At 43.4% G+C, this 20,226-nt stretch carries 16 protein-coding genes; 7 read left to right on the top strand and 9 right to left on the bottom strand.

Annotation, left to right across the window (positions count from 1 at the left end; translation table 11 throughout):
- Nucleotides 1-54: 54 nt before the first annotated feature.
- From ACTXGH_RS04305 to acs, 4 genes are all read right to left on the bottom strand, one after another.
- Nucleotides 55-1,449, bottom strand: coding sequence for an amidase family protein (locus ACTXGH_RS04305; RefSeq protein ID WP_439295498.1), 1,395 nt, complete (start codon nucleotides 1,447-1,449; stop codon nucleotides 55-57).
- A 182-nt stretch (nucleotides 1,450-1,631) separates the two neighbouring features.
- Nucleotides 1,632-2,060, bottom strand: coding sequence for an MgtC/SapB family protein (locus ACTXGH_RS04310; protein ID WP_439262258.1), 429 nt, complete (start codon nucleotides 2,058-2,060; stop codon nucleotides 1,632-1,634).
- 47 nt (nucleotides 2,061-2,107) lie between these two features.
- Nucleotides 2,108-3,406 carry an NAD(P)/FAD-dependent oxidoreductase gene (locus ACTXGH_RS04315; protein WP_439295497.1) on the bottom strand — a complete coding sequence of 433 codons (1,299 nt, stop codon included), beginning with the start codon at nucleotides 3,404-3,406 and terminating at the stop codon, nucleotides 2,108-2,110.
- A 221-nt stretch (nucleotides 3,407-3,627) separates the two neighbouring features.
- A complete protein-coding gene (gene acs, locus ACTXGH_RS04320) occupies nucleotides 3,628-5,598 on the bottom strand; it encodes an acetate--CoA ligase (protein WP_439295496.1) in 1,971 nt (656 codons plus the stop codon).
- A 477-nt stretch (nucleotides 5,599-6,075) separates the two neighbouring features.
- Between acs and ACTXGH_RS04325 the strand changes: the two genes are divergently transcribed.
- Nucleotides 6,076-7,338: a BaiN/RdsA family NAD(P)/FAD-dependent oxidoreductase gene (locus tag ACTXGH_RS04325; RefSeq protein ID WP_439262263.1), complete on the top strand. Its 1,263-nt coding sequence runs from the start codon at nucleotides 6,076-6,078 to the stop codon at nucleotides 7,336-7,338.
- Nucleotides 7,339-7,424: 86 nt separating this feature from the next.
- Here ACTXGH_RS04325 and nemA read toward each other — a convergent pair whose 3' ends face one another.
- Nucleotides 7,425-8,537 carry an alkene reductase gene (gene nemA / locus ACTXGH_RS04330; RefSeq protein WP_439295495.1) on the bottom strand — a complete coding sequence of 371 codons (1,113 nt, stop codon included), beginning with the start codon at nucleotides 8,535-8,537 and terminating at the stop codon, nucleotides 7,425-7,427.
- A gap of 557 nt (nucleotides 8,538-9,094) precedes the next feature.
- Between nemA and ACTXGH_RS04335 the strand changes: the two genes are divergently transcribed.
- Nucleotides 9,095-10,243 (top strand): hypothetical protein, encoded by a 1,149-nt coding sequence (locus tag ACTXGH_RS04335; protein ID WP_439295494.1) that lies wholly within the window; start codon nucleotides 9,095-9,097, stop codon nucleotides 10,241-10,243.
- Between the two features lie 85 nt (nucleotides 10,244-10,328).
- Here the strand turns inward: ACTXGH_RS04335 and ACTXGH_RS04340 are convergent, their stop codons facing one another.
- Entirely contained in the window at nucleotides 10,329-11,231 is a 903-nt protein-coding gene (locus ACTXGH_RS04340) for a DMT family transporter (RefSeq protein WP_299218474.1), read from the bottom strand.
- Nucleotides 11,232-11,379: 148 nt separating this feature from the next.
- Complete coding sequence (gene trpB, locus ACTXGH_RS04345) at nucleotides 11,380-12,606, bottom strand: tryptophan synthase subunit beta (protein ID WP_439295493.1); 1,227 nt, start codon at nucleotides 12,604-12,606, stop codon at nucleotides 11,380-11,382.
- 474 nt (nucleotides 12,607-13,080) lie between these two features.
- On the opposite strand from trpB, the gene ACTXGH_RS04350 reads away from it, so the two are divergent.
- From ACTXGH_RS04350 to ACTXGH_RS04370, 5 genes are all read left to right on the top strand, one after another.
- Nucleotides 13,081-14,184 (top strand): M28 family peptidase, encoded by a 1,104-nt coding sequence (locus ACTXGH_RS04350; protein WP_439295492.1) that lies wholly within the window; start codon nucleotides 13,081-13,083, stop codon nucleotides 14,182-14,184.
- 269 nt (nucleotides 14,185-14,453) lie between these two features.
- On the top strand, nucleotides 14,454-15,473 hold the full coding sequence (locus ACTXGH_RS04355; protein ID WP_439295491.1) for a lipoate--protein ligase: 1,020 nt from the start codon (nucleotides 14,454-14,456) through the stop codon (nucleotides 15,471-15,473).
- Between the two features lie 43 nt (nucleotides 15,474-15,516).
- The gene (locus tag ACTXGH_RS04360) at nucleotides 15,517-16,080 is read left to right on the top strand and encodes a hypothetical protein (protein ID WP_439295490.1); all 564 of its coding nucleotides are present in this window, start codon (nucleotides 15,517-15,519) and stop codon (nucleotides 16,078-16,080) included.
- Between the two features lie 251 nt (nucleotides 16,081-16,331).
- Nucleotides 16,332-16,625 (top strand): hypothetical protein, encoded by a 294-nt coding sequence (locus ACTXGH_RS04365; protein ID WP_439295489.1) that lies wholly within the window; start codon nucleotides 16,332-16,334, stop codon nucleotides 16,623-16,625.
- Nucleotides 16,616-16,780, top strand: coding sequence for a hypothetical protein (locus tag ACTXGH_RS04370; protein WP_439295488.1), 165 nt, complete (start codon nucleotides 16,616-16,618; stop codon nucleotides 16,778-16,780). The genes ACTXGH_RS04365 and ACTXGH_RS04370 overlap by 10 nt, the downstream gene beginning before the upstream one ends.
- Before the next feature lie 161 nt (nucleotides 16,781-16,941).
- On the opposite strand, the gene ACTXGH_RS04375 is transcribed toward ACTXGH_RS04370, so the two are convergent.
- Both ACTXGH_RS04375 and ACTXGH_RS04380 read right to left on the bottom strand, forming a co-directional pair.
- Nucleotides 16,942-17,748 (bottom strand): DUF2971 domain-containing protein, encoded by an 807-nt coding sequence (locus ACTXGH_RS04375; protein WP_439295487.1) that lies wholly within the window; start codon nucleotides 17,746-17,748, stop codon nucleotides 16,942-16,944.
- Between the two features lie 152 nt (nucleotides 17,749-17,900).
- Nucleotides 17,901-20,015 (bottom strand): 2,4-dienoyl-CoA reductase FMN-binding domain-containing protein, encoded by a 2,115-nt coding sequence (locus ACTXGH_RS04380; RefSeq protein WP_439295653.1) that lies wholly within the window; start codon nucleotides 20,013-20,015, stop codon nucleotides 17,901-17,903.
- Between the last annotated feature and the right edge of the window lie 211 nt (nucleotides 20,016-20,226).

The raw sequence follows: 20,226 nt of genomic DNA on the forward strand, positions 1-20,226 counted from the left end.
CTAGCCTTTGTTTGGGGTCTTATCTTTACTTACTTGATAGTTATTTAACCGCTTCTATGTAGATCTGTCATCGGCTTTGAGTAATACGCTCTCGACACTCAGCGCTGCCGCTAACAAATCACTGTCTCGGCCGCTGGTCATCGATAGCAAAATACTAGTAGGCATCTGGTTTTCATCTATGCCGTTTGGTAAAGCGACGCCGCACCAGTCCAAAAAATTACCTAGAGCCGTATTGCGCAGCATCAGTTTGTTGGTTTGCAAGTACAAGTCATCGTCTTCTTCAAGCGGTTTAAGCTTAGGCGCCGTAATAGGCGTGGTTGGAAACAGTACAATTTGCTTATCTAAAGCTTGACGGTTTTTTTCAATCAATCTTGCACGCTTCCGTTGAATGACAAGCAAATCTCGCGCACTCATCTCTCCTGCATCAAGAATACGGTCAAGGATTCTTGGATCTATCTGCTTTGCCTGTGCCGAATGTACCAGATCCCAATGCACATCTAGTGCTTCTGGGCCAACTAAGTAGCCATGCTTACGGGCAAGCGCCCCTATATCGTCAAACTCATCACATACTCCGCGAGTGATTGTCGCCCCTGCCTGCTCAAGTGCGCGGACAGAAGCTTCAAAATTTTGGATTACCGCCTCTTGCGCGTTTTCAAAGACGACATTACTGGGAATAAAAAATTTGAGTTGGTCAATAGGTGAAGGTTTGGGTATGGCAATCGCCCGCCCATTAAGAATTTGTGCCGCACCAATACAGCTCTTTAGATCAGCTGCAAGCGGACCAAAGGTGTCTAACGTCGGTGAGAGCGGCAACGTACCACCATTTGGAAACGCAACGCTAGAGCCTTTATAGCCGACTATGCCGTTTAGTCCAGCAGGAATGCGTATCGAGCCACCAGTATCACTGCCGATAGCCAATGGCACCAGACCGCGCGCGACAGCTACCCCGCACCCTGAAGACGAGCCGCCAGGAATGCGAGCAGGGCCTGAGCCATGAGGGTTTTTAGGTGTACCAAAATGTGGATTAAGACCAAGGCCGGAATAAGCAAACTCGGTCATATTAAGACAGCCGATTGACACAAGGCCTGCTTGAGAGGCATTGGCCACCATATTGGCATCACAAGGGGCAGGCGCGTTGGATTTAAGAATCACAGAGCCTGCGGTGGTCACTCGATCTTTTATATCAAAAAGGTCTTTCCATGCGATAGGTATACCATCCCACGGGCTTAGTGGCTTACCGTCACGGCGACGTTGCCTAGAAGCATGAGCTTCTTTTAATGCGCGCGCTTCAAACAACTCTGTAAAAATAGCGGGATCGGAAGAGCGGATGTTTGCAAACGTCTCTTCTACCAGCGCAACCGGACAAAGACTACCTTCATCGAGGCGAGCTGCCATATCTAACGCTGACACAGACTCCTTGGTAATTTTGCTCACAACCCGTTCGCTCACAACATACTCCATACTATTGATTTTATTAGAGATTGCATTATCAACCATAGGCTAAAAAAACAGAGGAGTCAATTGGCATCCATGAGTAAAATCTTTCTATTTACCAATAAGAAACAATCATCTAATTTTATGATTTTTATATGAGTCAATGACAAACAAAATGCATGATTGTTTGATTACTATCACTTATTTTTGACTTTAAATGGCTCTGAAAATTGTAGTATTAAAAAACCCACCACAGATAAAATAATCGCTATCTCGTAACGACCATAAGCCACTGAAATACCGATAGCACCTGTGTTCCATAAGCTGGCTGCCGTCGCGGTGCCCTTTGAGCCTTCCTCATTCTTAAAAATAGCGCCACCACCGATAAAGCCCATACCAGTGATAATGGCGTACATAATCCTCGCTTCGCCTTCAGACTCGTAGATATCCATACCGACTAACATAAAGGCACATGAAGCAATAGTCACCAACGGAAACGTTCTAAGTCCTGCACCGTTATCCTTCATTTCACGATTGAGTGCAATCGGTAATGACAATATAAAAGCAATGCTTAATTGAAAAAAATGGTACTGCATTAAGTCTATATCTAGATCGAATCCAAACATAATTTACGACGCTCTCTATCTTTAAGTTAAAACTAAATAAATTTGGCTTATTTTATCCACTCTACTTTACTGATCGCTTGTACTGTGTCTTTTGCCATTTGATAGCAGCTTTCAATATTACCTTGTCCGCACCAGTCGCCACTAACAATCCATTGATGGGTTTGATCGAGCAATACTCCTAACGGATCACAAGCCTGCTTGTTTTTGGTATCCATGACTGTCGCAGCATAGCGCCAACGATGACAGTCTATTTTACTGGGCGCTGTATCAGCGCTCCAATGCAATGCTCGCTGTGCAGCCGCTAGCAATTGCGCTTTAATGATTTCGATATCATCATCGACATGCTCTTCTGACCAGTCGTTGCGCGCATGAATGGTGATACTTGGGAGTAGCTCATCACGAGCAGGCTTTTGATGTTCAACAAATATTCTATCGAGTATTGAATGACTCACATAAGCCACATCCCATACTGGCCCTGCCTGATTGATCAGAGTTTTAGGGAGCATCTCAACATTATCCCAGCCCAGCATAAGCGTATAGCATGCTTGCATTTTTGGTTCGGTAATTTTGGCATGCTCTGTAAAGCCACTGTCTGCCATCAGCTCTACTGCTTGACCGTTAGGTACAGTACAAATGACCCAATCAAACCAGCCAAGACTATTGCCTACCTCATCGAATAACTCAGTTTTGTTAGTATTATCTTGTCGGCTCTCAGTTTGTGTCTGGCTAAGTGGTGCGACGCGAGTTTTAAAGTTAATAGTCGTATGCTGTAACTCATCAGCCAACGCGCGTCCCCAACTGGTCATTTTAGGGGTGCCAACATAACGCGCGTGATTGGTATCCCATTGCTCTTTTTTCTGAATATTAGGTAAGCAAGTATTTTGAGATTGAGCATTTTTATTTTTTTGAACATGGTCGTTAGCTGGCGTCAAATCAACTACTTGAGCGCACCACGGTTGCAGTAATGTTGAGTCTAGCCAAGGCGCAATGAATTGCTGAAAGCTAGAGGTTTTTGCTGTAAAAAACTGTGCACCAAATGCCCATTGCCAGTTTTGCTTGGTCTTATTATCGGTGTGATAGCGCGTAGCTAGGCGGCCAACGCTACGCGACTTCTCAAAAATAGTCACGTGCAGCATTGATGCATTATTCGATGGTTTATTTTGTCGCTTAATAAAAGCGCGTTCCAACAAAGTCGCTGTCAATAAACCCGTCAATCCAGCTCCGATAATGGCTATTTTCGGCGCAGTGCTTTGATCAGTGTTTAGGCCAGTATTAAAGGTAGCCTGATTGTCATGGTTAGTCTGTTTTGCATGGTTGCTAATGGATGGCGAAGAATGGTCAGTCATGAGTGCAGTAGGCCTTGTAAGATTTGGCAACGATTAAAACCTCATTAAAAACGAGTCTTTGTGTTTTTGTGATGCTGTCTATATTAAAAAGTCATGCTATTAAAAACAGCATGACTTTTGTGATATTTGATGTTTGTCTAGTAAAGTTGCGTGCGAACCATACTGATGATCCCTATTTATAACTATGGTTCGCTATTTTATTGCTTACTAACAGTTGCTTACTAACAGTGTTTTGCCTCGCGTTCTGCTTTGACCACATCAATTATCTTGTTGATGACCGAGCTATCAGCAAGGGTAGATAAATCACCAAGCCCAACATACTGCCCTGCAGCGATATTACGTAAGATGCGACGCATAATCTTACCAGATCGGGTTTTGGGTAGAGCCTCAACGACATAGATAGCATCTAAATTGGCAATTGGCCCAATCTCGGTGCGCACATGGCGATTTAACTCAGCTTTTAGCTGATCGCTTGCAACCTCTCCTATACTGAGAATAATAAAGGCGGCAATACCTACGCCGCGAATGTCATGCGGCATACCGACGACAGCGGCTTCAACCGTAGAAGGATGAGCATCTACTGCACTTTCGACTTCTGCAGTGCCCAAGCGGTGCCCTGAGACATTAAGTACATCATCGACGCGGCCGGTAATCCAATAATGCCCGTCTTCATCGCGTTGTACCCCATCACCAGTAAAGTAGTAGCCTGGATACTCAGTAAAGTAGGTCTCTAAAAAGCGTTCATGGTCATGATAAATAGTACGCATTTGTCCCGGCCAGCTATTACTGATGACAAGATTGCCCTCAGCGGGACCTTCAAGAGCCGTATCATCGGTATCGATCACTTGCGGTATGATGCCATATAAAGGATTCATCGCAGCACCCGGTTTGAGCGCTACCGTACCTGGTATCGGAGCCAGCAAAATACCACCTGTTTCGGTCTGCCACCATGTATCTACGATTGGGCAACGACCACCACCAACAACATCATAATACCAATCCCACGCTTCAGGGTTGATAGGTTCACCAACGGTACCAAGCAGACGTAAACTTGAGCGATCAGACTCACGGACAAAGGTATCACCCTCTTTCATCATCGAGCGAATCGCCGTCGGCGCCGTATATAAAACCGTAATTTTATGCTTATCGATAATATGACCAATCCGCGCCCATGTTGGATATTCAGGCACGCCCTCAAACATCACTGTCGTCGTACCATTGGCAAGCGGCCCATAGGTAGAATACGTATGACCGGTCACCCAGCCGACATCTGCCGTACACCAATACACATCATCGTCTTTGATATCGAAGACATCGCGGAAGGTTGATAGCGCGTAGGTGATATAACCACCAGTCGTATGCAGCACACCTTTCGGTTTGCCAGTTGAACCAGAGGTATATAACAAAAATAACGGGTCCTCGCTATTCATGACTTCAGGCTCGCACTGCTCTTGCTCGCCGGCTATTAAAGAATGATACCAAACATCACGGCGACCACTCATCGGAATTGAATTACCTGTACGATGCACGACAATGACCTTTTCAACGCTATCAGTACCCTCCATATCTAGCGCACGATCAACATTGACCTTAAGCGGATTGTGCTTATTACCGCGTAGACCTTCATCAGCCGTAATCACGATTTTGGATTGGCTATCAACGATACGGTTACCTAAGCTCTCAGCAGAGAATCCACCAAACACCACCGAATGCACCGCACCGATACGCGTACATGCTAGCATCCCTACCATCGCTTCAGGTATCATCGGCATATATAGGGTCACACGATCGCCTTTTTTGACCCCAAGCTTACGCATCGCATTACCTAAACGACAAACTTCAGCATGAAGCTCTTTAAAGGAGATAATCTTATGCAAAGAAGGGTGATCCCCTTCCCAAATAATGGCAGGCTTGTAGGGGTTGGTTTTAAGATGTCGATCAAGACAGTTTACCGAAATATTTAGCTCGCCATCCTCGTACCATTTAATACGAAAGTCGTCCAAGTCATAATTGACGTTGCTAATAATAGTTGGCTTTTTCATCCAATCAATCAGCTCAGCACGCTCAGCCCAAAAAGCATCAGTGGCCTCGGGTGATTCGACTGACCGCTCATAGTCTTGGGCATACTGCTCAGCAGTGGTATTGGCAGCGGCGATAAACTCAGCCGTAATAGGAAAAGATTTTTGAGTCATGAGACATTCCTTTTTTAATTATCATTGTCTGCATAAAATATCGAAAATAAGAGATATTGAAAATAAAAGAAAAAACTATCTAATAGACTGACTGAAACTGAAGCAATAATACGACTATCAGACAATGCTAATCGGCAGCTCATCAGTCACAACGGTGGTTGCAGACAACAGGCTATCATCTTCCATAATGAGTGACGCCTCAATTCTAGTTTGACAAATAAGAAGAAGTGATGCAAGACACTAACGACTAATTACAACAATTCCAATGTACAGCTGTTTACTTATGTATTTATACTTTCTATTAGGGCATGGTAAAAACCTGATAAGTATTTAATCCTTGTAACCCTAAGTTAAATATGGACAATAGCCACTCTAGATACACTGTTTGAATGATACTTATATCGGCGTATTTGTATCATTGCTTCTACCTTATTTTTACGTTTGTTTAAAAGCAGCGCTTTATGGACCAAAACCGTCATGGACAATAACACCCATTATGATGTCATCATTGTTGGCGCAGGAGCCTCAGGGCTATACTGCGCACTCACCGCTGGGCGTCGAGGCCGCCGCGTATTGGTGCTCGATCATGCCAATAAAGTCGGCAAAAAGATCCTGATGTCGGGCGGTGGACGCTGTAACTTTACCAACTACTTCGTCGAGCCTGAGCATTTTATCAGTGCCAACCCACATTTTTGTAAGTCAGCACTGAGCCGTTACCCCAGTTGGGAGTTTATCGGCATGGTTGAACAGCATAAAATCCCATACCATGAGCGTGAGCACGGTCAGCTGTTTTGTGATGATTCTGCGCAAGATATCGTCACTATGCTACTTGATGAATGCGCGGCGGTAGGTGTGCAAATACGCATTAATACCCAGATTGATAAGATCGATGTCAATGAGACTGAATATAAAAGATTCAATCTATCGACCTCTAAAAAACTGAGTAAAAAAGATATCGCCAATAGCGTTAAACCTTCGCAACACAAATACAGCTGTGACTCGTTAGTCGTGGCGACTGGTGGCCTATCTATACCAACGATGGGCGCAAGCGGTCTTGGTTATGAGCTGGCGCAGCAGTTTGGGCATCAGCTTATGCCAACCGATGCCAGCCTCGTGCCCTTTACCTTTACCGATAAGACGGGCGAGCTTATCCGCGCCTTGGCTGGTATTAGTTTGCCCGTAATTGCCAGTAACGAGCGCATCTCGTTTAAGCTGCCGTTACTCTTTACCCATCGCGGTCTATCTGGTCCTGCCATGCTCCAGCTGTCCAATTATTGGCAGACGGGCGAGCACATCAATATCAACTTACTGCCTGATATCGATGTCACCACCCTACTACTTGCTCATAAAAAATCGCACCCAAAGCAGCTCATCCGTACTGTACTGGCAGACTATACAGACAATGCATTGCCTAAAAAACTACTGACAGCCCTACAGACAACGCTGTGGGATGATATTAAAGACAAAGAGCTTGCCAATATTAAAGATGAGCGCCTAAGCGAGCTTGGGAATACTATTAATAATTGGCAACTCAAACCCTCTGGTACGGAAGGCTATCGTACCGCTGAGGTGACGCGTGGCGGCGTAAAAACCGATGAGGTGTCGTCAAAAACAATGCAGAGCAATTTTCAGGACGGTCTATACTTTATCGGTGAGGTGCTTGATGTCACGGGCTGGCTTGGCGGCTATAACTTTCAATGGGCCTGGGCAAGCGGTTTTGTCTGCGGTGAAGTCGTTTAACCATTAATACAAGCTCAAAAAAAGCCGCCCTACTATGACAGTAAGGCGGCTTTTTATTATATTAACATGTAAAACTAAGCGTACACTTACGCTTGTTTTTGCTCCAAATACGGATAATCGGTATAACCCTCAGCACCGCCACCATAGAAGGTTTGTGGATGCTGCTCATTGAGCGGCGCATCTTGACGAATACGCTCAGGCAAATCAGGGTTTGCAATGAAATCACGACCAAACGCAACCGCGTCAATATAGCCTTCACGGACATTTCTTTCTGCTTTTTCGGCCGTATAGCCACCCGCTGCAATGATCGTATTGTCAAAGGCATCACGAATACGCTGGCGGAAACCGTCATTATATGGCGTGCCTCCTGCCCAATCAGGCTCAGAGAGATGAAGATACATCAAACCGCGTTTATTGATTTGCTCAATGAGCCAAATGTTATCATCTTCATCATAGCCGGCTTCTACGGCGTTAAACGTGCCTTGTGGCGAGAGTCGAATACCGACGTGATCGTTATCCCATTCATCAACACAAGCATCGATGACATCAAGGGTTAAGCGCGCGCGGTTTTCACGACTGCCGCCGTACTCGTCATCACGCTTGTTGGTTTGCTCAACCCAAAATTGATGCAACAGATAACCATGGGCACCATGAACCTCTACGCCATCAAATCCTGCTTCTCGTGCCGTCTTGGTTGCATAAGCAAAGTCCTTAATCACTTGCTTGATTTCATCAGCGGTGGCTGGACGTGGTGGCGTGGTTTCAACGCGAATCGCTTGATTATCGCTATCACGTAAAGAGGTGCGAGCGCCGACTTCGACGTCCGACGCTGAAATAGGCGCTTTACCATCAGGCTGTACACTTTCATGTGCCACTAGACCAGTATGCCATAGCTGTACGACGATCTTGCCGCCTTTAGCATGGACATTATCGACGATGGCTTTCCACGCGGTCATCTGATCTTTAGTATGGATGCCAGGCGCACCTGCATAACCTTTTGCTTGAAATGATACTTGCGTCGCCTCAGCGATCACAAGGCCCGCTCCCGCTGCACGCTGTGAATAGTATTCACCTGCTAATGCCGTTGGTACATCGCCTGGCTCAACAGCGCGTAGACGAGTTAGTGGTGCCATAATGATGCGGTTTTTTAGGGTTTGAGTGCCCATTTTTACTGTTTCAAATAAATTATCGTAAGCCATAGTATGCCTTGTTTGTGGTTATAAAAAATATGGGTAAAAATGATATTCATAACTATAAAGCAATCTATTTATAATTATGAAAACTTTATGAGTCATTAGGTCAACAAAATGTATGTTTGTTCGATAGATCAGTAAGTACTTTTCGAATCAATACCCATTAGATGATCACCTCTTAAATGGATATCTATCAAATAAGAATCTGTATTCAAGAACATACGTCTGAATACTTATACTTAAGTACCAATACGTACCAATACTTAAGCACCTATATTGAACGACCGTTCTCTTTATAAGGGATGACTATGATTATTCAAGTAAGCTTTACAAACCGAAACACCTTTTCAGCTCTATTTGATAATTGAAAAAGGTTACAGATTGACTATCTCTAAAGAATATAAAAGAGTAGAATGTATACAAGCAAACAATAGTCTTCTAATGATTCGATAAGATTGTCCTAATTTTTTACAATTAAGCCAATTTATTGCATATTGAATAGTCAAAATAATTTTTTAAAAACTAAGATTAATACTCTATTGAGTATTAAAAGGATGCAGTCTGTGCAAATGAACAGAAGAACACTCATCATAGGTGCAAGCTTACTGCTTGGCCTAACTGCTTGCCAGCCGCCTTCGGATAAAACTGATTCATCAGATACGCCCTCAACGTCAGCACAAACCGAAACAGCGCCAAGTACACAGCCTCTTGCAGAAGCGAAAACGCCAAAAGCTCTTACTAAAGCGTTGGTCACACTATCTGAAAAAACATTAAAAGAGCAGCTCATTTGTTCCAAGCTTGATGACACGATAAATACCATCGATAATAAAAGTAAGATCGAAAATATTCATGCAGTTCAGCGTCAAATAGAGGCTTGCTTGCCAGTGGCAGAAAATGCCGAGATACTTCAATGGCTAGAAGCCTACCAAGCGATGTATGGACGTTTTTTGAATACTGATAGCTCTATGGATGATGAAGCGTTTTACAGCGTCATGGATAATATTGACCAAGATGAAAAATTAACGGTAGCGCAATTAAAGCTGGTAAATCCTCGTGTCCGCTATCTTATTAGCTTGGTAAGGAGCAAAGCTGACGTCAGTGTCCGATATATAGGCGAAGGTCACTTTGCCTTTCATCACGATCTTTCGGCCATGGCTGATATGTTCACCCCTTATCTACCAGATGACCAAAGTGAGTTTATCCAGCGAATGGCGCAAGACAATCAAGAGATATTTTGGTTCGATGCTGCAATTGGTATATCTCTTGAAGAGTTGGTTGAACGCGCTGTATTTTGGGAAGATTTTATAGGCCGTTACCCAGATAGTAGATTCTATGATGATGCCAAAGCTTTGCTAGATACCTATCGCTATCTACTCTTTTTTGGCTCAGAAAACACTCAATGGATCGATGATGAGGCCCGCAAATTTTATCTGTTAAAAGACGAGCGCTTGATGACGCAATTGACTGAGCGTACTGATAGTCAACTGGCTGAAGACGTACAAAAGCTTTTGGTATTTATGGCGCAGTCGGATAGCGAACGTCAACAGTTATACCCTGTTCCTGATAAAGATGAAAACGGCCATAAAATAAACGAATGGGAAGTAACTCATTATCAATTGAGTCAAGCGTTAGATATATCTTCGCTACGTGATACAGTTAGAGATAGAAACTGTTTGCATGGTGTCATTTGTGTAGACAAGGACAAGCAATAAAACCCTATTTTATACATACCGATTCCAAAAATATTTAGATAGGCACGCCCACACTATTTGTTACTGTTTTATGAGTACTCGTGTTTTACGACCTTAGCATCTTTTTAAAAGAGATATTTAAAGACAGGTATGTACCAAATAAAATGACTGCTGAGCCAATAATTGCACCCAAATCTAACGCTTCGCCCAGCAATACATAACCAAAGAATATCGCAAAAATTGGAATGACTAAAGTGATACTCGTCGCGCGCATTGGACCGATATTCTTAATCAGCTGATTCATAAAAATCAGCGCGATTGCTGTCGAAAACACTCCGATGCAGATGACAGATACCCATGCTTGTAGACTAATACTCTTGCCATATGGAAACTCATATAAGCCAATAGGTAGCATGACCATGCTGGCAATAATGGTCGAGCCAGCAGTGATAGCAATCGGCGACAAGCCTTGCAAATAGTTTTTGGTGATATTGGCCCCTGTGGCATAACCGACACAGCCTAGTAGCGCATAGCCCATTGGCAATAACCCTTCAAGCAAACTTGTGTCTGACTCACTACCAGCAAATAGACTCTCACTCATCAAAATCACGACACCGACCAGACCGATAAATAAACCAAGAATTTGCTTTTTTGAGAGCTTATCATTAAAAAATGTACTGGCGATAAAGCCACTCATCATCGGCACAGAGGCGTTTAGCACTGCCAATACACCAGCGTTCACTGACTGGGCTGAGAATGAAAATAGCACAAATGGAATGGCCGTAGAAACCAAGCCGACGACGGTCAATAGCTTCCAGTTTTCACGAATACCGCGCCGATTCTCCAAGCTGATCAATACAAAGACCAGCATAGTGAAACCTGCGAACAGCACTCGTAGGCTTGCAAATGCTATCGAACCAAACTCAGGAACCCCAACACGATAGAATATAAAAGACAGCGACCACATAAAAGAGAGGGTAAAAAAGATAATGAGGTCGCGTTTAGTCACTGGTGAATCCTATTAAGCGTTTAGACTGCTTTTGCTAAGTCGTAAAAAGTTATGTCATGAGACGTATTATGTCGTTAAAAACGCCATGATGATAACTTGTTAATCGCTCTTTAGGTGCGGTTTTATGTATTCGTCAGTAATTAATTCGTTATAACTTGACTTTATCCAAAATAAAATCAATATCTTTGTCACCACGCCCGGATAAATTGACCAAAATAGTCTCATCAGGCGACATGTCTTTGGCAACTCTCATCGCATAGGCAATGGCATGGGCAGTTTCTAAAGCGGGAATAATACCTTCTAATCTTGATAACGCCATAAAGGCATCCAAGCACTCTGCGTCGGTTGCCGACTCATAAGTCGCTAAACCCATATCGCGCAAAAGCGAATGCTGTGGCCCAACGCCTGGGTAATCAAGCCCTGAGGCAATCGAATGCACGGGGGCAGGCTCGCCATCTTCATCTAGCAAGACATAACACTTAAAGCCATGCAGCGTGCCTTTTACTCCCAACGTCATGGTAGCGGCGTGATTGGATGTCTCTAAGCCTTCACCTGCAGGTTCCACCCCAACTTTCTCGACCTCTTTGTCGTCCAAAAAACCACTAAAAATGCCGATAGCATTAGAGCCACCGCCGACACAAGCGACCACTTTATTAGGGAGCTTACCAGTTGTCTCTAAGAACTGCGCTCTTGCTTCGCGGCCAACGACCGATTGAAAATAACTGACGATTTCAGGATACGGTGCAGGGCCTAAAGCTGAGCCAATAGCAAATAGACTGGTATCCAGCTCATCAAGATAAGTCTCAAAAGCGCTATCGACCGCCTCTTTTAGTGTCCCTGCCCCGCGCGATACAGGGACGATCTTCGCGCCTAGTATTTTCATCCGGCTGACATTGGGATGCTCTTTTTCGATATCAACGACACCCATATGGATCTCACACTCAAGGCCCATCAACGCCGCTGCGGTTGCCAACGCCACGCCATGTTGCCCTGCGCCCGTCTCCGCAATGACCTTGGTTTTGCCTAGTTTTTTGGCAAGTAATACTTCACCTAAGCAGTGATTAATCTTGTGCGCGCCCGTATGATTGAGATCTTCACGCTTAAAATAAATCTGCGCCCCGCCGCAATGTGCGCTTAAGCGTCTGGCATGAAATATCGGACTTGGGCGACCAACATAAGTCTGACGCAAGCGGCTCATCTCTTTGATAAAGTCATTATCTTTAATAATTTCGCGAAATCCTTGCTCAATGTCATCCATGGCTTTGGCAAGTTCTGGATGTTCAATCTTACCGCCGAACTCACCGTATAGACCATCGTTACTTGGCAAGATAGAGTGATGTAAGCCATAGCTGTCGGTCATATTGTCTGTTGTCATCGTTAAACCCTAGTATCTGAAATTATAATGTTGAAAGTTGTGATATTTGACGACTTATAGTCTGAAAAATTGTCCGAGCACGTTATTTTATAGCGTTATAATAAAACTTTTGTATTAACGTTCTAGTACACTGAAACGTATTTTAAGGTAAGTCTTGTTTAAGGTCAATAACTAGCGTTGATTTGCACGTATTTATATAGTCAATCCACTAAAAATAAGTACTGTGTTACTGAGATGAATGTTTTGCAGCATTGAACAATCGAACAGTGACAAAGACGCATAGTAAGGGCGATTTATATCAAGACGTGTTATGAAAACTTCATTACTTAATTTTCTACAGTCATCATCCACCTGCCCATCTTAATAGAACGTAACTTACAACAATGTCTCTATAAAACTATTCACACTTTGGACTAGAAACGTTTTATATTACTGATTAGGTCTTTTACGATAACTGAAACAGGGATGCTGACGATGTTACAGACAATAGTGAAACAAGCACCAAAACAGACAATAAAAGTCTTAGCTATAGCCATGATGGTTGCAGGTGTAACCGCATGTAATGATGACGATAGCGAGACGATCATTACCCCTGTCATCACATACGGGGAGTATGGTACCGAGACCGCGCTGACCTTAGCGCGTGACTATTCAGGGCGTTATATGGGGTCGAGTACCGAGCTTGCTGCTGCTCAATATATGAAACAGCGCATGACCTTTGGCGCTAATGGCGATGAAGTGATACTAGAGCCTTTTACTTTTGTCGCGTCTCGTGGGCCATTTGCTGAGCAAGCGATTACCAGTCAAAATGTGGTTGTTACTCATGAAGGCACAGAAAACACCGGACGAACCTTATACGTAGGCGCTCACTATGATTCGGCAACGCAGTATCCTAATTATATCGAGCTTGAAGGATTAGATGACAATGCCTCAGGTTCTGGCGTACTAAGCGAGCTAGTCTATCATTTTAACGGAGTCAAGACCGCAGATACGATTAAGTTTATAGCCTTTGGCTCTGAAGAAGGCGGACTGCAAGGTTCTAAGGCGTTTGTCGCAAGCTTAAGCCAAGATGAGATTGACAATGCTATTGGTATGATAAATTTAGACAGCTTGCTCACAGGCGATAATATGTATGCCAATGCTGGGGACAATAGTTATGACGATGATGGCAATGAGATTGCAGCCAATGTCAAATTACGTGAAGCGGCGCTGCGTATTGCAAACGAGCTTAATCTTAGCTTGCAAGTAAACCCCGCTATCATTCCTCCGGGCGAAACCGAGCCTTACAAGCCATTTGGCGTAGGCTGTTGTAGCGATCAAGAATCGTTCGACAGTATTATGCCTGTCGTTGCTTTTGAGGCAACCAACTGGAGCCTGGGACCAGATTTTGACGGCTATACGCAAACGGATAATCCCGACATACCAGGCGGCTACTCATGGCACAATCCAGACGTGGATAATGAAGCGGTATTGACACAAGCGCTCGGCGAAGAGCGGATCAAACAGCGCATGAGTGCCTTTGCTCGGATTGTCACTGAGCTTATCGCAGAACAGGTACAAGCTGAGTCTATTAGATAGATTAGAGCCGTAGGGTGGCGTTAGACTTGTTAAATTCTCGTAGAGAATAAAAACAAGGCGTAACCCATCATTGAAAGCAGAAGATCATTCGGTGGGTTACGCGTTCGCTAACCCACCCTACGCCACACTTAAAAATTAATCGAAAGCAACATATCTAATCCTATTAACCCTTCAAAACCATTCCCTTCTCCCGCACCCCCATTGAATTAAAGTCCCGCGTCGGCAACAATAACTGCTACTAACAATCTCCATAATAAAAAGGACACCCAATGAAACTGCGCATTCTAAAATCTGCCGTTACCAACCCATGGTTTAACCTTGCGACCGAAGATTGGATATTTAACACGCTGAACCCTGACTCGCATACGCTATTCTTATGGCGCAATAGCGAGACCGTGGTCATCGGGCGCTCGCAAAACCCATGGGTAGAGTGCAAAATCGATAAAATGGAAGTAGACGATTTATTTTTGGCGCGGCGTCAGAGCGGCGGCGGCGCGGTGTTTCACGATTTGGGCAATACCAACTTTACCTTTCTATCGCCTAAAAACGACTACAATCAAGAAGCGAACTTTACCATCATTATTAATGCGCTAAAGAAACTGGGCATAGACGCGGAATTGTCTGGTCGTAATGATATGCAAGTCGGTGATAAAAAAATATCAGGCAGCGCCTTTAAACATGCGGCGGATCGTAGCTTTCATCATGGTACGTTACTGGTAAATGCCAACATGCAAAAGCTGGGTGATTATCTCCATCCGCATCCCCTCAAATTAAAAGCCAAAGGTATCAAGTCCGTGCGCGCTCGCGTCGCTAACTTGGTTGAGTTTAATGAAGACATCAATCACGATATCTTATCTAATGCGATTATTGAGGCGTTTTGTGAGTATTATCGTGACATTGGTTATGGCGACACCGCGCTAGTAGAAGAATTGGATGAAGCCAGTCTCGCTAAGCAGCCTAACCTGAATAAATACTATCAACAAATGGCAGATTGGGATTGGCGCTTTGGTAAGACCCCTGAATTTAGCCATCATATCGAGACGCGATTTGATTGGGGTATTATTGATTTGCACCTTGATGTAAAACACGCAGTCATTAGCGAGGTGGTCATCTTCTCTGATGCGCTAAATGTGGAATTGATCGATCGGTTAAAAGAGACATTGACTGATATCAAATATGATAGGCATGAGATTAAAGCTGAGTTTGATGAGTTGAGCAAAGCGTGTTCTGATTTGGCATTGCAGATTGATGACGTGTCTGCGTGGTTAATAAGTGAAATGGAAACTTAGAGTGTGATATGTATTTTGGCATAGCAGACTGGGAGCTTATCTTATGGAACCTATTACTATTCTTTTCTTTGCCTTAAGCTCTTTTTTAAGGCTAGAGCACTCGCCTATTGTTGCCGACAAAACGACAGTAACCATACAACCGCAAGGTCAGCAGATAGAGATAATTCAAGAAGATCTATTTACGATAGTTCATAAAGACGACGATTTAGAGGTAGTCAAGGAGGAGCAAACTGCTCTATTCTCTGAAGCTCAGCAGAATACGGCATGGGCAAAGGAGCTAAATAGCTTTACTGATAAAGCGATTACTTTTTCATCAACAGACAACCAGCTCAATACACATATTACGCTGACTTATCAGGATGAAACAGACTTGCGAGCGTTGGGCGTTTGGTACGATGCGCAGCAAAATCAGTTTTCTATCAATTATATACCCAATGATAATTTGCAAACCGAAGATGGTCAGCGATTAGGTAATTATTGGGTTTTTGATGGTGATAAGACTTTTAGCTTCACGCTTGAGCCTTTTAAAGCGCTCCCTACTGATTATAAAAGCACGGACTATCAGAAATATAGTATTCCAATAACCGTAATTTTAGACGAAAACTAAAAACGTCAAAGCTCTACTTTGGCTTAGACAGTTGACGCTCTTTTATAGTTTACTCTATCGACAACCCATCCAAAATCAATTGCGATAGTTGAGCTGCTAACAAAAATCGTTACCTTTCTTTAGCTTTCATAAAGGTATGTAACACTACAATCTATTATGATTTCCTTATTCGGTAGTGCAAAGTTCTACTCAAATCTCTTTAACTACTTAATAAATACTTATTATGATAATGAGCCTAAAAGGAATTCACTATGTCAAACTTCAACATGAAAAATATCGCTATCAGTTCGCTACTAGCTTTGTCTACTTGCTTCGCTATGGTCGGTCAGGCAAATGCTGCTCCTCACTCAGACACGACGCATCTAACACAAAAACAGAAAAATACCATTGCTGCTAAGCAAAAAGCGAAACAACAAGCCGCATTAAAAGCTAAACAGAAAGCGAAACAACAAGCCGCATTAAAGGCTAAACAGAAGGCTAAGTATCAAGCAGAGATACAAGCTAAGCAAAAAGCCAAACAAAAGCTAAACAACAAGTGGCATTAAAAGCTAAACAGAAGGCTAAGCATCAAGCAGAGATACGAGCTAAGCAAAAAGCCAAACAACAAGTCGCATTAAGAGCGAAGCAGAAAGCAGCTAATCATAGTAGTAAGTTCAAACAAAAAGATTATAGATTTAAAGATGAAAAAAGATGTGGCTAATTAAAGCGTATCGCTAGTGGAAAACAACTATGTTACATATAAAATCCACGACTGAGATTCAGTTGTGGCTTTTGTGCTTTTGTTAGGAGTGGAGACAAAGCTTAATTCATTGTTTGATGTCAAAATCATACGTTTGCACATTAAAATCTAGATAAGCTTCCCTAGCTTTTAACTCTTTTTTTCAAATCCCAAGAATCCAGTTCGCATTCACAGTAGTAAATTTTAATACCTTGATCTTCCCAGTTCTGTATCGTCGATATGTAATCATTTTGAGAGATTGTTGCCGTTTTTGATACATTTTTATAAGTATTTTCACCTAAATATATCTCCTTTATTGAGCTTTTAGGAATAGAAAAACAGTATAAAGGTCTACCTCCTATAGTAATTTTTTTAAAGTCCTGAAAAACTTCTTTACTAGCGTTATTGTCAGCTTTCTGGCTTTTAACTTCTTTGACTACTCTTACTTCTTCTTCATAAGCCCAATCTAATGATTTATATAAGAAGGCTCTTTTAGCAAGATTAAATATATCACTCTCAAAAGAAGCGTTTTTGCCAATACTCATTAATTCATCATCAGTAATTATGTCTAAATCATTCTGTGGTTTAGTTTTTGTATATATTATTTCACCAAACTGATATGGAACGAAATTATCGGAAAGTGAATGAAAGTTAGCTTCATCAACATCAATTCCAATAACAACACCTTTATGCGAATCTCCATAATGAGACCACATTAATGAATTTAGTGGTTGTCTAGTCAAAGACAAAACAACGTACCCTCGAGAGAATCTATTTCTACAGGCATTTTGAGCAATTTGGGGGCTTATCTTTGAATCTAGTCTTTCTTTAAACCCAAAAGAGGTACATTCAAAAGGATCGTTAAAATCATCTAAACGTGTAAAACCAATTGAAGACGTTTCAATAGCTTTTATTGCACCTGATAATGACATGTATTTGTATAAAATCATTGAGTTCATTCCTAGTTAAGCAATAGTAGTCGGTTTCTTAAACTATAGCTACCACAGTAAATAGCATAGACGAAATCGATTAGATAGAACCAAAAAAAAAACGGCAAGATAATCAATCTCGCCGCCTCTTATCTGACCTAAAGTCTTAAACCCTAAATCAATACCGCAACCTCAGCCCCATCACGAATTGCACGTTTGGCATCCAGCTCTGCCGCCAGTTTAGCGCCACCGATGAGATGGTATTGCGCGTCTGGCGCATCACCGACATTTGGCATCAACTCTACCACGGACTCTTGACCAGCACAGACCACCACGCTATCGACACGTAGTAGCTGGCTTTGCCCTTGATTGTTGGTGATCCAAATACCTTCGTTAGTGATTTTTTCGTACTGTGCGCCTGATACTTGGATAACGCCATGCGATTTGACATGAGCGCGGTGTACCCAACCTGTAGTTTTATTGAGGCCGCGACCCAAGCGTCCTTTAGTCCGCTGCATGAGATACACTTGGCGAATAGGCGTGATGCCTTCAGGCTTAATCAAGCCACCCTCAGTTTGATAGTCAGGGTTAGCAGTGACACCCCACTCTTCGCGCCATTCGCTAACTGATTGCGCTTTTGGACGATAGCTTGGATCTTTTAGCGTTTCAGGAGCTAGCTCATCTAATGGCTGACCATGACGTGCAGTGAGATATTCGCTGACGTCGTAGCCAATACCACCAGCGCCAATGACAGCGACCGTATCACCGACTGATTTTTCACCAGATAGCAATTCTGCATAGCTCATCACTTGTGGCAAATCAGCGCCTTCCAGCTTACCTGCTAGGCTTCTTGGTACTACACCAGTAGCAACGATGACATGATGGAACTTGGCTTTCTCTAGCATGGCTTTATCAACTTTGGTATTGAGTTTAATCTCAACGCCTAAATGCTCAAGCTCATTGATATAGTAGCGGATGGTCTCAAAGAACTCTTCTTTACCTGGGATAACTTTGGCATAGTTAAACTGGCCACCTAAGATGTCTTTTGCTTCAAACAGTGTCACTTCATGACCACGTAGCGCGGCAACATGCGCCGCTGACATGCCAGCGACACCGCCACCGATGACGGCAACTTTTTGTGATTTTTTAGTTTTCTTATAGACCAGTTCGGTTTCATGACAAGCTTGTGGGTTGACCAGACAAGTTGAGCGTTTATTCTCAAATGTGTGGTCGAGGCAGGCTTGATTACACGCGATACAAGTATTAATGCGGTCAGCTTCGCCGTTTTTGGCTTTGTTAACCCAGCTTGGATCCGCTAAGAATGGACGCGCCATCTGAATCATATCCGCTTGACCACTGGCGACGATTTCCTCAGCGGTGTCTGGCATATTGATACGGTTGGCCGCCATCATAGGGATACTGATGTGCTTTTTAATTTCAGCGGTAAAGTCGACAAAGGCAGCACGCGGTACGCTCGTTACAATCGTTGGTACACGCGCTTCATGCCAGCCGATACCGGTATTCATGATCGTCACGCCCGCTTCTTCTAGCGCTTTAGCCACAGTGATGACTTCATCCATGACGTTGCCGTCTTTGACTAAGTCAATCACTGACAAACGAAATAGAATAACAAAATCTTCACCAGCCGCCGCGCGCACCGCTTTGACCACATCAACTGCAAACTTCATACGATTCTGAATATCACCGCCGTATTCGTCCTTACGCTTATTCACATGACGCGATAAAAACTGATTAAGCAAATAACCTTCAGAGCCCATGATTTCGACACCATCATAGCCTGCTTGCTTGGCAAGTTTTGCACAGCGTGCATAGTCCTTCACCGTCTGCTCGATGTTTTTAATGCTCATTTTACGCGGTTTAAACGGAGTGATTGGCGACTTAATAGGACTTGATGACACGATAAATGGATGATAACCGTAGCGACCACTGTGCAGGATTTGCATGATAATTTTGCTGTCATATTTATGCGCCGCGCGAGTGACCCGCTGATGATTAATAACGTCAGCTCTCGTATTCATGGTGCCGCCAGCAGGCAACAACCACCCTTCACGATTGGGCGAGATACCACCAGTAATCATCATCGCCACACCGCCCTTTGCGCGCTCCGCAAAATACGCCGCCAGTTTACCGTAGTTATAAAAGCGATCTTCAAGTCCTGTGTGCATTGAGCCCATAACCACACGGTTTTTAAGGGTAGTAAAGCCCAAATCTAACGGCTCAAACAAGTGCGGATAATGCTCAGATGCATTGGCGGTATCCGTCGCCATGTCAGTGCTCGCAATACGATCAGAGGTCTTAGTATTTGAGTCTGCTGGGCTTACGCTATTAGGGCTGGCGCTCATATCATCGTCCTTATGAATTAATGGGTTATATTTTTATCACTTGCTCACAATAATCTGATGTCATCGGTAGTCTAGTTCTCCATACGATGATTCAGCCTACTTTTAACTTGCTCATATTCATATCATTGAGTATGGG

Source organism: Psychrobacter sp. 1Y10 (assembly GCF_052259005.1).
In the GTDB taxonomy this organism is placed as follows: Bacteria; Pseudomonadota; Gammaproteobacteria; order Pseudomonadales; family Moraxellaceae; genus Psychrobacter; species Psychrobacter saeujeotis.